Origin of the sequence: Shinella pollutisoli (assembly GCF_024609765.1) — a bacterium.
Classification (GTDB): Bacteria; Pseudomonadota; Alphaproteobacteria; order Rhizobiales; family Rhizobiaceae; genus Shinella; species Shinella pollutisoli.
Window position 1 is genome coordinate 15,566 of sequence record NZ_JANFDG010000012.1, and the last position, 13,511, is coordinate 29,076.

Below are 13,511 nucleotides of genomic sequence, written 5' to 3' on the forward strand. Positions count from 1 at the left end.
GCTCTTCAAGCTTTCCTGAGATGGTAGGACTTCGGACGCGTGAGGTTGTGGAAGCCGATGACGGAGAGCGAGCCGCCGCGGCCCGTTTCCTTGACGCCGGTCCAGCACAGCGCCGGGTCGAGATAGTCGGCGCGGTTCATGAAGACCGTGCCGGTCTCCAGATCGCGGCCGAGGCGGGCGGCGCGCTCGGCGTCCTTGGTCCACAGCGAGACGGTGAGGCCGTACTTGCAGTCGTTCATCAGCGCGAGCGCCTCTTCGTCGCTCTTGACCTTCATGATGCCGACGGCCGGGCCGAAGGTTTCTTCCGTCATGAACTCCATCGAATGATCGACGTCGACGAGGACCTGCGGGGCGACATAGGCGCCGCCGTCGTCGGCCGGGAACAGTTTCGGATCGACCAGCGCCTTCGCGCCCTTCGCGACCGCATCGGCGATCTGCGACCGCACCGTCGCGGCGAAGCGCTTGTGCGCCATCGGCCCGAGCGTCGTTTCGGGATCGAGCGGGTTGCCGAGCTTGTAGTTCGAGACCCAGGCGACCGACTTCTCGACGAAGGTGTCGTAGAGCTTCTCGTTGACGTAGATGCGCTCGATGCCGCAGCAGCACTGGCCGGAATTGTAGGTGGCGCCGTCCATCAGCGTGTCGACGGCGGCGTCGAGGTCGGCGTCCTCCATGACGTAGCCGGGGTCCTTGCCGCCGAGTTCCAGCCCGACCGGCGTGAAGGTGCCGGCGGCGGCGCGCTCGATGGCGCGTCCCCCCTCGACGGAGCCGGTGAAGTTGATGAAGTCGAAGCTGTTGCCCGAGATCAGCGCCGAGGTCGTGTCGTGGTCGAGGAACACGTTCTGGAACACGTCCTCCGGCACGCCCGCCTCGTTGAAGGCGCGCACGAGGCGCTCGCCGACGAGCAGCGTCTGCGCGGCATGCTTGATGATGACGGTGTTGCCGGCCATCAGTGCCGGCGCCACCGTGTTGATCGCCGTCATGTAGGGATAGTTCCACGGCGCGATGACGAAGACGACGCCGTGCGGCTCGCGCTCGATGCGGCGCTCGAAGCGGTCGCTCGCCTCGACGACGATGGGCGCCAGCGACGAGCCGGCGATCTCGGCGACGTAGTTGGAGCGCTCGTTGAAGCCCTTGAACTCACCGCCGTAGCGCACCGGCCGGCCCATCTGCCAGGCGATCTCCGGCACGACCTCGTCGGCCATCTCGTTGAGGCGGGCGACGCCCTTCAGCACGAGCTGCACGCGCTCGTCGAGCGGCCGCTTCGCCCACGCCTTCTGCGCCTTCTTCGCGCGCGCCACGATGGCCTGCGCCACTTCGAGCGGCATCGCCTCACGCTCGGCGTAAACCGAGCCGTCCACGGGGGATATGCACTTGATCACGGTCATGATCGACGTCCTGTTGGTTCTATCGGAATTTCAGTTACGACGCTCTGGCTGCCCCTCATCCGCCTGCCGGCACCTTCTCCCCGCAAGCGGGGCGAAGGGATATGCCGCACGGCTTTCCCCAACCAGTACCCGTTCGCAGGGCAGGTCCCCTCTCCCCGCTTGCGGGGAGAGGGTTAGGGTGAGGGGCAATTTCCGGAACGCTTCTACGCCCTCTCGAAGCCGCGCGCCACCTCCCAGTCGGTGATGCGGCGATCGTACTCCTCCTGCTCCCATTCGGCGGCGCGGACATAGTGGTCGACCACGTCGTCGCCGAAGGCCTCGCGCAGCATCTGCGAGTCCTTCAGCGCCGCCGCGGCGCCGCGCAGCGTCTTCGGGATCTCGCGGATGTTCTTGCCGCCATAGGCGTCGCCGACGAAGGGCGGCTCCAGCTCCAGCTTCTGCTCGATGCCGGCGATGCCGGCGGCGATCAGCGCCGCCATGGCGAGATAGGGGTTGAGGTCGGAGCCGCCGACGCGGCATTCGATGCGGATCGCCTTGGAGCCCTCGCCGCACAGGCGGTAGCCGGCCGTGCGGTTGTCCTTGCTCCAGATCGCCTTGGTCGGCGCGAAGGTGCCGGCGACGAAGCGCTTGTAGGAATTGATGTAGGGCGCGAGGAAATAGGTGATCTCGCCGGCATGCGACAAGAGCCCCGCCACGTAGTTGCGCATCAGCTCGGACATGCCGTACTGGGCTTGCCTGTCGAAGAACTTCGGCTCCTTGCCGTCGAGGCTCCAGAGCGACTGGTGGATGTGCGAGGAGGAGCCGGCGGCATTGTAGTTCCACTTGGCGAGGAAGGTCACGGCCTTGCCGCGCTGCCAGGCGATCTCCTTGGTGGCGTTCTTGATGATGACGTGCCGGTCGGCCATGGCAAGTGCGTCGGCATAGCGCACGTTGATCTCCTCCTGGCCGGCGGAGGCCTCGCCCTTGGAGTTCTCGACCGGGATGCCGGCGCCCTGCAGGCCGTTGCGCAGCGCCCGCATCACGTCCTCCTCCTTGGTGGTCTGGAAGATGTGATAGTCCTCATTGTAGCCGCTGGCGGGCCTCAGGTCCCGGTAGCCGCTCTCGCGCGCGTCGTCATAGGTCTGATCGAACAGGAAGAACTCGAGCTCGCTCGCCATGTAGGCCTTGAGGCCCATCGCCTCCAGGCGCTTCACCTGCTTCTTCAGGATGGCGCGCGGCGAATGCGGCACCTCGGCATGCGTGTGGTGGTCGAGCACGTCGCAGAGCACGAGCGCGGTGCCTTCGAGCCAGGGAAGCCTGCGCAGCGTCGCAAGGTCCGGCTTCATCGTGTAGTCGCCGTAGCCCGCCTCCCAGCTCGTCGACTTGTAGCCGGGCACGGTCTCCATCTCGATGTCGGTCGCCAGCAGGTAGTTGCAGCTGTGCGTCTCCTCGTGGCCGCTCTCGATGAAATACTGCGCATGGAAGCGCTTGCCCATCAGGCGCCCCTGCATGTCGACGAGGCATGCGAGCACGGTGTCGATGCGGCCCTCGGCCACATCCTTCTTCAGGTCGTCAAAGCTGTAGGTCACGGTCATTTGGGGGCGGTCCTGGAGGAGTGTCGTGTCAGGCGGACCGGGCGCGTTTGCCCGGTCCGCCGTTTCGTCGCGTCAGCCGTTGACGTAGGGCGGTCCGGCCTTGCTGATGATGGCGTTGTAGTCCTCGAAGATCTTGACGATCTTGGCCGCCGTCTCGCTCTGCTCGGCGATCTCCTTCCAGAACACCTTGGCGGCGTCCTCGACCGGCTTCCACTCCGCCGCCGGGATGCTGGTGAGCTTGAGCTTGGTGCCCTCGGCGCGCAGCTTCGCCTCGCCGCCCCAGTACCACTGGTCGCGGTAGTTGTTGCCGGCCTCGATGGCGGTCATCACCAGCTTCTTCAGGTGCTCCGGCAGCTCCGCCCACTTCTGCTCGTTGACGAAGAAGGAGCCGATCCAGGCGCCCGAGATGTTGTTGGTGAGGAAGTGGTCGGTCACGTCCGCCCAGCCGACGGTGTAGTCCTCGGTGATGCCCGACCAGGCCATGCCGTCGAGCTCGCCGGTCTGCACGGCGACCTGCGCGTCCTCGTAGGGGATCGTCACCGGCACGACGCCGAACTGGGTGAGGAAGCGGCCGGCCGTCGGGAAGGTGTAGAGACGCAACCCGTCGAGGTCGGCGAGCGAGTTGATCGCCTTCTTGGTGTTGAAGTGGCACGGGTCCTGGCCGGAGGAGGAGAGCCACACGACGCCGCCGACCTTCTCATAGGCCGAGCGCCAGATGTCGGCGAGCCCGTATTGCTTGAACAGCACCGGCACGTCGAGGATCTGCTTGGTGGCGAGCGGGAAATAGCCGCCGAAGGTGGCGACCTCCGCCGGCGAGGCCATGGAGTCGTCGTCCGAATGCACGGCGTCGATGGTGCCGGCCTGCAGCGCGCGGAAGAGCTCGCCGGTCGGCACGATCTGGTCGGCGAAATAGAGCTCGATCTCCAGCTCGCCCTTGGCCGCCGCGTTGATCGCGTCGACGATCGGCTTGGTGACGTGCTCGCCGAGGGCCGCGCCCGCATAGGTCTGGAAGCGCCACTTGATGGCGGTCTGGGCTTTCACGATGGCCGGCGCGCCGAGCGTGCCGAGCGTCACCGCCCCTGCCCCCGTGAGGAATTGCCGTCTGTTGGTCATGTCTCTTTCCCTCTGTTTCGGTTCATCCGATCGCCGGGGCCGGCCGTTGGCCCCGGTCTTTCTCTCGTCTTCTTCCGGCCTCGTCGATGGGATCGTCCTGCGGGCGATCCGTTCATTTGGCGTAGAAATGGTTCGGCAGCCAGGTCGCGATCTCCGGGAACACGCCGATGATGATCAGGCTCGCCAGCATGATGCCGACGAAGGGCCAGATCGAGCGGTAGATGTCGCGCATGCCGATGCCGGGCGGTGCCATGGCGCGCATCATGAACAGGTTGTAGCCGAAGGGCGGGGTGATGTAGGCGATCTGGCAGGTGATCGTGTAGAGCACGCCGTACCAGACCAGCACGGTGGCGGGGTCCATGCCGAGGTCCAGCTTCGCCACCAGCGGGATGTAGAGCGGCGCGACGATGACGAGCATCGCCGTGTCGTCGAGGAACATGCCCATGATCAGGAACGAGACCTGCATCAGGATCAGCACCTGCCACGGCCCGAGGCCGAGGTCGCCCAGGAAGAAGCGCTCGATCGACTTGACCGCGCCGAGCCCGTCGAAGACGGCGCCGAAGCAGAGCGAGGCGATCAGGATCCACATGAACATGCAGGAGATGCCGAGCGTCTTCTGCAGCACGTCGTTCCAGACGTATTTCGTGAGGCGGCCGCGCTGCCAGGCGACGAGCGCCGAGCAGATCGCGCCGACGGCCGAGCTCTCCACGAGGCTGGCGATGCCGCTCAGGAACAGCCACATCATCAGCGCGAAGATGCCGAGCGGCACGACGCCGGCCATGATCAGCCGCACCTTCTCCGCACCCGGCACGTTGCGCTCCGAGGCCGGCAGCGCGGGCCCGAGCGATGGGTTGATGCGGCAGCGGACATAGACGTAGGCCGCCATGATCGCCGCCATCATCAGGCCGGGAAGCACGCCGGCGAGCCAGAGCTGGCCGACCGGAACGCGGGCGATCATGCCGTAGAGCACGAGCACGATGCTCGGCGGCAGCAGGATGCCGAGCGTGGAGCCGCCCTGCACCACGCCGGTCATCATCACCTTGTCGTAGCCGCGCTTCAGGAGCTCCGGCAGCGCGATGGTGGCGCCGATCGCCATGCCGGCGACCGAAAGCCCGTTCATCGCCGAGATGATGACCATGATCCCGACGGTGCCGAGCGCAAGCCCGCCGTTGATCGGCCCCATCGAGACGTGGATCGCCTTGTACATGTCCTCCGCGATGCCGGATTCCGACAGCATGTAGCCCATGAACACGAACATCGGCACCGTCAGCATCGGATACCATTTGACGAGCTTCATGGCCGAGGCGAAGCCCATCTCCGAGCCGCCCGTGCCCCAGAGCAGGAAGGCGGAGACGACGCCGACGAAGCCGATCACCGCGAAGACGCGCTGACCCGTGAGCAGCAGCACCATCATCCCGGAAAACATCGTGATTGCGATGAACTCGTAACTCATGCGATCGGCCTTCCCCTGAGCACGGCTATGTCCTTGAAGAGGGACGAGAAAGCCTGCGCCAGCATCATCAGGACGCCGAAGGTCATGACGATCTTGATCGGCGCCATGTAGGGCGCCCAGGCGGTAAAGCTCTTTTCCTTGAACTGGATGGCGTAGGTCGTGCTGGTGATGCCGCCATAGAGCATGAAGCCCAGGAAGACGACGAGCGCGACCGCCGTGACGAGGTCGAAGATCGCCCGCTTCCTCGCCGACCAGGTGCCGTAGAACAGGTCCATGCGCACGTGGTCGCCGGTCTGCATCGCAAACGCGCCGCCCAGCATGTAATAGGCCGCCATGGTGAACTGCGCCGATTCCAGCGTCCAGTTCGCCGGCAGCTTGAAGGCCTTCGAGGTGGAGGAATAGAGCAGGATCGCGAACATCGCGAAGATCAGGTACATGGCGAAGATGCCGACCCGCCGGTTGAACGTGTCGACGAAGTGAACGTAGCGCTTGACGACGTCAGGCATGGCGCCGGTCCCCGCCTGCCGGAACCGAGCCGGCTCTCTCGTATTGCACCGCAAACATCCGATTGTCCCTCTGCTTATCCCCTGCCTCTTGCGGCGCCGCGGCGCCCGGGGTCTCTCCAGTTCCTAACCCTGTTCCAGCGACGCCAGGCCTTCGCGAAGAAGACCGGTGAGGTACTCGGCCACGGCGCGCTCGCCGGCCTCGTCCCGCACCAGGTCGTTGCGCACCTCGATCATCACGTTGGCGAGCCCGTTCGCGATCCCGTGCTCCTTCAGCGTGTGCGTGACGCCGTCCTCGGGCCCGTAGGGCTCGTTGCGGCGTGCGTCATAGCGGCCGTCGCGCGCGGCCGCCGCCAGCATGGCGTCGGCGAGCCGGCTGTCGGCATCGTGCAGGATGCCGATCTCGACGGCGCGCGGCCTGCCGAAATAGACCGGCGTGAAACTGTGGACCGTGACGACGACCGGCGCGCGGCCCGCGGCGATGCGCTCGCGCACCAGCCCGGCGAGGGCGTCGCGGAACGGCTCGTAGAGCGCCGCGGTGCGCGCGTCGCGCGCGGTCCGGTCGAGCCCGCGGTTGCCGGGGATGTCGAAGACCTCGCTCTTCTCCGGCATGGCGGCCGGCGAGTCCGGCGGGCGGTTGCAATCGTAGACGAGGCGGGAGAAGCGCTGGTGGACGAGGGTCGCGTCGAGGCTTCCGGCGATCAGCCGCGCCACGGCGAGCGCGCCGGGATCCCAGGCGATGTGGCTTGCGAGCGCCTCCTCGGAAAGGCCGAGCGTGCCGAGCGCCTTCGGCATCACGCGCGAAGCGTGTTCGCAGACGACGATCGCCCGTCCGCGCGCAACGACATTCTCCAGGGCGACCGGGTCGCCCTCCTCCGTACTCAGAATCTGCACTTGCCTGATCCCCTCGACCGGCTTTTTATTGCTGAAAAGAATTCTTCACCCGCATTCCGGTGTCAACCGGGGAATGAACAAATCTCTTCAAAAAACCATTTGACTCGAAATGTGACGGCGATGTTTAATTTTCCGATACTCCGGCGCAGACCGGAGCGCAGGGGAACAATTCGACCTTGAACCAGGCATCCATGACCGTGTCGGATGTGATCGCCGCCCATTTCGATGCGCTGACCCGCGCGGAGAAGCAGCTGGCGGGATCGCTGCTCGACAACTATCCCGTTTCCGGCCTCGGCAGCATCACCACTGTCGCCGAGAACGCGGGTGTCTCGACGCCGACGGTCGCGCGCATGGTGCAGAAGCTCGGCTTCCGCGGCTTCCCCGATTTCCAGGCCCGCCTGCACCACGAGCTGGAGGCGACGCTTTCCAACCCGATCGCCAAGCACGACCGCTGGGCCGCCAACGCACCCGGCACCCACATCCTCAACCGCTTCGCCGACGCGATCATGACGAACCTGCGCCAGACGCTCGCGCAGATGGAGACGGCCGACTTCGACCGCGTGGCCGCGCTGCTCGCCGACCGCAGGCGCACCATCTACATCATCGGCGGGCGCATCACGAAGGCGCTCGCCGACTACCTCTTCACCCATCTCCAGGTCATCCGCCCGAGCGTCACGCAGATCTCCGCCAATCCGAGCTCCTGGCCGCACTACGTGCTGAACATGCAGGCCGGCGACGTGCTGGTGATCTTCGACATCCGCCGCTACGAGCAGGAGATGGAGACGCTCGCCCGTGCCGCCCGCGAGCGCGGCGTGGTGATCGTGCTCTTCACCGATCCCTGGGCGTCGCCCGTCGCCAAGGCGGCCGCGCACGTCTTCCGGGTCCATATCGAGGCGCCCTCGGCCTGGGATTCCTCCGTCGTGACGCTGTTCATCGTCGAGGCGCTCATCGAGGCCGTGCAGAGTTCGGGCTGGGCGGAGACCAGCGACCGTCTGAAGACGCTGGAGGGTCTCTTCGAAGCCAGCCGCCTCTTCCGAAAACCACGACAGGAGGCCCCGGGCAAGACCTGACACGATCGAAAAAACGAAATGGATACTGTCACATAAGGTTCATCAGCCGCCAGTATCAGCTTCGCCGAAGCTGAATGACTCACAAAAGGAGAACGCCCGTGATGTCACATACGCGACGCCTGCTTTCGCTGTCCACCGCCCTGGTGGTGGCCTCCTCCTCGTTCGCGCTTGCCGAGCCGAGCGAGGAGCTGATCGCCGCCGCCAAGGCGGAAGGCAAGCTGACCACCATCGCCCTTCCGCACAGCTGGTGCGGTTACGGCGAGGTGATCGCCGCCTTCAAGGCCAAGTATCCGGAAATCCAGATCAACGAGCTCAACCCCGACGCCGGCTCCGGCGACGAGATCGAGGCGATCAAGGCCAACAAGGGCAACACCGGCGACCAGGCGCCCGACGTGATCGACGTCGGCCTGTCCTTCGGCCCGTCGGCCAAGGCCGAAGGCCTGCTGCAGCCCTACAAGGTCTCCACCTGGGATTCGATCCCCGACAGTGCCAAGGATGCCGAGGGCTACTGGTACGGCGACTACTACGGCGTTCTCGCCTTCCTCGTGAACAAGGACATCGTCCAGGAATCGCCGAAGGACTGGGAAGACCTGCTGAAGCCGGAATACGCGAACGCGGTCGCGCTCGCCGGCGACCCGCGCACCGCCAACCAGGCCGTGCAGGGCGTCTACGCCTCGGGCCTGTCGCGCGCCGGCGGGGATGCCGCCAAGGCCGGCGAAGCGGGCCTGCAGTTCTTCAAGGAGCTGAACGAGAAGGGCAACTTCGTGCCGGTCATCGGCAAGGCCGCCTCGCTCGCGCAGGGCTCCACGCCGATCATCATCGCCTGGGACTACAACGGCATGTCCTGGGGTGAGAGCCTGAACGGCAACCCGCCCTACGAGGTCGTCGTGCCGGCCTCCGGCGTTGTCGCCGGCGTCTACGTCCAGGCGATCTCGGCCTATGCGCCGCACCCGAACGCCGCCAAGCTGTGGATGGAGCATCTCTATTCCGACGAAGGCCAGCTCGGCTGGCTGAAGGGCTATTGCCACCCGATCCGCTTCAACGACCTCGCCAAGAACGGCAAGATCCCGCAGGAGCTGCTCGACAAGTTGCCGCCGGCGGAAGCCTACGAGAAGGCCGTCTTCCCGACGCTCGAGGAGCAGGCCGCCGGCAAGGAAGCGATCACCGCCAACTGGGACAGCGTCGTCGGCGCCAACGTCCAGTAACGGCGTCCGCCCCTTCCCTCCCGCCCTGCGGCGGAGGGCGATTGCATATGGAATGCGACATCGCCGCTTCCCTTCTCCCCGCCGGGGAGAAGGTGGCCCGGAGGGCCGGATGAGGGGGTGACCGCGCCGTTGGCGATTTCGCCTGCGGCGTCCCCCCTCATCCCGCTGCCGCTTCCCTTCTCCCGCCGGGGAGAAGGGGCAGGAGACGCCCTCGCAATTCCATATGCGATAGCTTCGCCTTGCGGCGGGAGGGATTTTGCGTTTTCAGTAATCCTTCGCCCGAGGCCGGAACCGTCGCCCCATATGAGCACCGCATCCCTCATAGACCGCCGAAAAGTCGTCGACTGGCTCGGCATCGCCCCGTTCATGATCTTCGCGATCATGTTCCTCCTCCTGCCGACGCTCTACCTGGTGACGGGCGCCTTCTTCAATCCGCAGGGCGAGTTCACCTTGAAGAACATCGCCGACCTCACCCATCCGACGATCCTCAGCGCCTACTGGGTGTCGATCAAGGTCTCGGTCGCCTCCTCGCTCGGCGGCGCGGTCATCGGCTTCTTCCTCGCCTGGGCCGTGGTGCTGGGCGGCCTGCCGCGCTGGATCCGCTCGGGGCTGCTCACCTTCTCCGGCGTCGCCTCCAACTTCGCCGGCGTGCCGCTCGCCTTCGCCTTTATCGCCACGCTCGGGCGCACCGGCCTCGTCACCGTGCTGCTCCGCGACTGGTTCGGCTTCAACCTCTACTCGACCGGCTTCAACCTCCTCTCCTTCTTCGGGCTCACCATCACCTACATGTTCTTCCAGATCCCGCTGATGGTGCTGATCCTGACGCCTGCGCTCGACGGGATGAAGAAGGAATGGCGCGAGGCCTCGGAGATCCTCGGCGCCTCAACCTGGCAGTACTGGCGCCTGGTCGGCCTGCCGATCCTCTGGCCGAGCCTGATGGGCACGACGCTGCTGCTCTTCGCCAACGCCTTCGGCGCCATCGCCACGGCCTATGCGCTGACGGGCTCCTCGCTCAACATCGTGCCGATCCTGCTCTATGCGCAGATCCGCGGCGACGTGCTGCACAATCCGAACCTCGGCTATGCGCTGGCGCTCGGCATGATCGTCATCACCGGCCTTTCCAACGTCGTCTATCTCTGGCTGCGCTCGCGCGCGGAACGGTGGCAGAAATGAAGTCGTCGCGCCTTCTCGCCTGGATCGCCATCGCCATCGGCGCCCTCTATTTCATCGTGCCGCTGATCGGCACCTTCGAGTTCTCGCTGCGCATGCGCCGCGGCGAATATTCCTTCGACGCCTACCAGTCGGTCTTCTCCGACCTGCAGTTCCGCGCCACCTTCGGCTATTCGATGCTGATGGGCTTTCTCACCATCATCTTCGGCATGCTGCTCGTCGTGCCGACCGCCTACTGGGTGCGCCTGCGCCTGCCGCAGCTTCGCCCCGTGGTCGAGTTCCTGACGCTGCTTCCGCTCGTCATCCCGGCGATCGTCATCGTCTTCGGCTATCTGCGCCTCTACAACTCCTCCTCCTGGCTGCCGCTCACCAACTCCACCAACGGCACCAACCTGCTCCTGATGTTCTCCTACATGACGCTGTCGCTGCCCTACATGTACCGCGCGGTCGACACCGCCATGCGGGCGATCGACGTGGCGACGCTGACGGAGGCGGCCGAGAGCCTCGGCGCGAAATGGCCGACCATCATGTTCCGCTGCATCTTCCCGAACGTGATGAGCGGCGTGCTCTCCGGCGCCTTCATTACCTTTGCCATCGTCATGGGCGAGTTCACCATGGCCGCGCTCCTCAACCGCCCGGCCTTCGGCCCCTATCTCCAGCTCGTCGGCGCCAACAAGGCCTACGAGCCCTCGGCGCTCGCCATCATCGCGTTTGCCATCACCTGGCTCAGCATCGGGCTGCTCCAGCTCGTCTCCCGCTTCCAGAAAACCGCGCCCGCGAAAGCCTGAGGATCTCCCCTACATGTCGTTTCTCACTCTCAGCAACATCCAGAAGTCCTTCGGCCCGGTGCAGGTCGTGAAGGACTTCGACATGGCCATCGAAAAGGGCGAGTTCGTCTCCTTCCTCGGGCCGTCGGGCTGCGGCAAGACGACGGTGCTGCGCATGATCGCCGGCTTCGAGACGCCGACCGGCGGAACGATCACCGTCGCCGGGCGCGACCAGACGAGCCTCAAGCCGAACCAGCGCAACATCGGCATGGTCTTCCAGGCCTATGCGCTGTTTCCCAACATGAACGTCGCCGAGAACGTCGCCTTCGGCCTCAAGGTCGCCGGCAAGCCGAAGGCGGAGATCGATGCGCGGGTGAAGGAGATGCTCGGCCTCATCCATCTCGGCCATCTCGCCGAGCGTTACCCCTACCAGATGTCCGGCGGCCAGCAGCAGCGCGTGGCGCTCGCCCGCGCGCTCGCGCCGAAACCGCAGGTGCTGCTCCTCGACGAGCCGCTCTCGGCGCTCGACGCCAAGATCCGCGTGTCGCTGCGCGAGGAGATCCGCCAGATCCAGCAGCAACTCGGCATCACCACCGTCTTCGTCACCCACGACCAGGAGGAGGCGCTGTCGATCTCCGACCGCATCGTCGTCATGAACGCCGGCCGCGCCGACCAGATCGGCACGCCCGCCGAGATCTACAACCGCCCGTCGACGCGCTTCGTCGCCAATTTCGTCGGCACGCTGAACCTTATCGACGCCAAGGTGATCGACCCCGGGGAAAACCGCATCGCCATCGGCGACCAGGGCGTGACGCTGCGCGAGCCCGTTGCCCCCGCCAAGGCCGGCGACACGATCTCGCTGGCGCTGCGCCCGGAGGCGGGCTCGATCGCCCCCGACGCCAAGGGCGAGACGGCGCTCACCGGCGAGGTCGTCTCCTCGAACTTCCTGGGCTCGGTCATCCGCACGCGCATGAAGGTCGGGGAGAGCGTCATCTCCTTCGACATGTTCAACAGCCCCGGCCTCGTGCCGCCGGCCGTCGGCGAGACGGTGACGCTGCGCTTCACCGCCGGCGACCTGCTGATCATCCGCGACTGATCTTATCCCGGCGAGCGCGTTGCGCCGGAGGGGGCTGCTGCGTATCATCGCCGCGAGCGGATCGCCGCCCGGCCCTGCGCCCCGGCGGCGGACCGGATGGCGAGGGAGGGGAGGCCCATCATGTCGAAGCGTCATTGGGACAACGCGCCGATCTGCGCCCGCCGGCTGACCGAGGAGTTCATGCGCCTCAAGCGCGGCTCCGTCACGCGGCGCCATTTCCTCGGCATCACCGGCCTGGGGCTCGCCGCCGCCGCCCTCGCCGGCCGGCCGGGCTTCGCCTCGCCCGCCCTTGCCGGCAGGGACCTGGGCTCCGCCATGGCGCTCGCCACCTGGCCGAACTATCACGACCCGATGAGCTTCGAGGCCTTCACCGCGGCGACCGGGGTGGCCATCGAGGTGAGCGTCTTCGGCTCGAACGAGGCGTTCCTGGAGGAGCTCCGCTCCGGGACGGCCGCCTGGGACCTGTTCGTGCCCACCAACTACACGATCTCCACCTATGCCGGCCTCGGCCTGATCGACCCGCTCGACCTCTCCCAGGTGCCGAACTTCGATCCGGCGACGCAGAACACCCGCTTCACCAACGAGGGCATCGTCGACGGCAAGACCTACGCGCTGCCGAAGAACTGGGGCACGACCGGCATCGCCGTCAATTCCGACAAGATCGGCACCAGGGTGACGAGCTGGAAGCAGTTCTTCGAGCTCGCCGCCACCGAGGCGGACGGCCGCGCCATGGTGCACGACTACCAGCTCACCACCATCGGCAACGCGCTGGTCGCGCTCGGCTTCTCCTTCAATTCGGTGAAGCCCGAGGAGCTCGCCAAGGCCGAGGACCTGCTGGTCGGCGTCAAGCCGCATCTCTACGCCATCGACAGCGACTACCAGCCCGCCATGCGCGCGACCGACGCCTGGATGACCATGTGCTGGACCAACGACGGCGCGCAGCTCAACCGCGACATGCCGGAGATCGAGTTCACGCTCGGCACCGACGGCGGCGAGATCTGGTCGGACTTCTACGCCATCCCGGCGAGTGCCACGAACAAGCCGGCCGGCTACGCGCTGCTCGACTTCCTGATGGACCCGCAGAACGCCGTGCGCGAGCACGTCGCCAACGGCGCGCCGGCGACCGACAGCCGCGTCGTCGCCCTGCTGCCGGCCGAGATCACCGGCAACAGGATCGTCTATCCCGACGAGGCGGCGCTGACGCCGCTGGAATTCGGCGCGGCCGTGACGCTGACGGACCCCGCCCGCGCCGAGGTGATGGCCCGCTTCAAGGCCGCCTGA

General features: G+C 66.3%; 12 protein-coding genes. 6 read left to right on the forward strand and 6 right to left on the reverse strand.

Annotated features, from left to right (window positions below):
* Positions 1-5 precede the first annotated feature (5 nt).
* From NNZ72_RS11285 to NNZ72_RS11310, 6 genes are all read right to left on the reverse strand, one after another.
* Positions 6-1,385, reverse strand: a complete 1,380-nt coding sequence (locus NNZ72_RS11285; protein WP_257315415.1) for an aldehyde dehydrogenase family protein — start codon at positions 1,383-1,385, stop codon at positions 6-8.
* Positions 1,386-1,588: 203 nt separating this feature from the next.
* Positions 1,589-2,953, reverse strand: a complete 1,365-nt coding sequence (locus NNZ72_RS11290; RefSeq protein ID WP_257315527.1) for a glutamine synthetase family protein — start codon at positions 2,951-2,953, stop codon at positions 1,589-1,591.
* A gap of 78 nt (positions 2,954-3,031) precedes the next feature.
* Positions 3,032-4,072, reverse strand: coding sequence for a TRAP transporter substrate-binding protein (locus tag NNZ72_RS11295; RefSeq protein WP_257315416.1), 1,041 nt, complete (start codon positions 4,070-4,072; stop codon positions 3,032-3,034).
* Positions 4,073-4,184: 112 nt separating this feature from the next.
* Complete coding sequence (locus tag NNZ72_RS11300; RefSeq protein ID WP_257315417.1) at positions 4,185-5,525, reverse strand: TRAP transporter large permease; 1,341 nt, start codon at positions 5,523-5,525, stop codon at positions 4,185-4,187.
* Positions 5,522-6,031, reverse strand: coding sequence for a TRAP transporter small permease subunit (locus NNZ72_RS11305; RefSeq protein ID WP_257315418.1), 510 nt, complete (start codon positions 6,029-6,031; stop codon positions 5,522-5,524). Before NNZ72_RS11305 ends, NNZ72_RS11300 begins: the two co-directional genes overlap by 4 nt.
* 123 nt (positions 6,032-6,154) lie before the next feature.
* Positions 6,155-6,922 (reverse strand): N-formylglutamate amidohydrolase, encoded by a 768-nt coding sequence (locus NNZ72_RS11310; RefSeq protein WP_257315419.1) that lies wholly within the window; start codon positions 6,920-6,922, stop codon positions 6,155-6,157.
* A gap of 176 nt (positions 6,923-7,098) precedes the next feature.
* Between NNZ72_RS11310 and NNZ72_RS11315 the strand changes: the two genes are divergently transcribed.
* From NNZ72_RS11315 to NNZ72_RS11340, 6 genes are all read left to right on the forward strand, one after another.
* Positions 7,099-7,992 carry a MurR/RpiR family transcriptional regulator gene (locus NNZ72_RS11315; protein WP_257315420.1) on the forward strand — a complete coding sequence of 298 codons (894 nt, stop codon included), beginning with the start codon at positions 7,099-7,101 and terminating at the stop codon, positions 7,990-7,992.
* A 101-nt stretch (positions 7,993-8,093) separates the two neighbouring features.
* On the forward strand, positions 8,094-9,197 hold the full coding sequence (locus tag NNZ72_RS11320; RefSeq protein WP_371747749.1) for an ABC transporter substrate-binding protein: 1,104 nt from the start codon (positions 8,094-8,096) through the stop codon (positions 9,195-9,197).
* 303 nt (positions 9,198-9,500) lie between these two features.
* Positions 9,501-10,370: an ABC transporter permease gene (locus NNZ72_RS11325; RefSeq protein ID WP_257315422.1), complete on the forward strand. Its 870-nt coding sequence runs from the start codon at positions 9,501-9,503 to the stop codon at positions 10,368-10,370.
* A complete protein-coding gene (locus tag NNZ72_RS11330; protein WP_257315423.1) occupies positions 10,367-11,155 on the forward strand; it encodes an ABC transporter permease in 789 nt (262 codons plus the stop codon). Before NNZ72_RS11325 ends, NNZ72_RS11330 begins: the two co-directional genes overlap by 4 nt.
* A gap of 13 nt (positions 11,156-11,168) precedes the next feature.
* Positions 11,169-12,230 (forward strand): ABC transporter ATP-binding protein, encoded by a 1,062-nt coding sequence (locus NNZ72_RS11335; protein ID WP_257315424.1) that lies wholly within the window; start codon positions 11,169-11,171, stop codon positions 12,228-12,230.
* Between the two features lie 120 nt (positions 12,231-12,350).
* Complete coding sequence (locus NNZ72_RS11340) at positions 12,351-13,511, forward strand: polyamine ABC transporter substrate-binding protein (RefSeq protein WP_257315425.1); 1,161 nt, start codon at positions 12,351-12,353, stop codon at positions 13,509-13,511.

Excerpts from the sequence above, each read along its gene's own strand:
- NNZ72_RS11320 (WP_371747749.1), top strand. The coding sequence starts at position 8,094 with ATGTCACATACGCGACGCCTGCTTTCGCTGTCCACCGCCCTGGTGGTG.
- NNZ72_RS11295 (WP_257315416.1), bottom strand. The coding sequence starts at position 4,072 with ATGACCAACAGACGGCAATTCCTCACGGGGGCAGGGGCGGTGACGCTC.
- NNZ72_RS11300 (WP_257315417.1), bottom strand. The coding sequence starts at position 5,525 with ATGAGTTACGAGTTCATCGCAATCACGATGTTTTCCGGGATGATGGTG.
- NNZ72_RS11325 (WP_257315422.1), top strand. The coding sequence starts at position 9,501 with ATGAGCACCGCATCCCTCATAGACCGCCGAAAAGTCGTCGACTGGCTC.
- NNZ72_RS11305 (WP_257315418.1), bottom strand. The coding sequence starts at position 6,031 with ATGCCTGACGTCGTCAAGCGCTACGTTCACTTCGTCGACACGTTCAAC.
- NNZ72_RS11285 (WP_257315415.1), bottom strand. The coding sequence starts at position 1,385 with ATGACCGTGATCAAGTGCATATCCCCCGTGGACGGCTCGGTTTACGCC.
- NNZ72_RS11335 (WP_257315424.1), top strand. The coding sequence starts at position 11,169 with ATGTCGTTTCTCACTCTCAGCAACATCCAGAAGTCCTTCGGCCCGGTG.
- NNZ72_RS11340 (WP_257315425.1), top strand. The coding sequence starts at position 12,351 with ATGTCGAAGCGTCATTGGGACAACGCGCCGATCTGCGCCCGCCGGCTG.
- NNZ72_RS11330 (WP_257315423.1), top strand. The coding sequence starts at position 10,367 with ATGAAGTCGTCGCGCCTTCTCGCCTGGATCGCCATCGCCATCGGCGCC.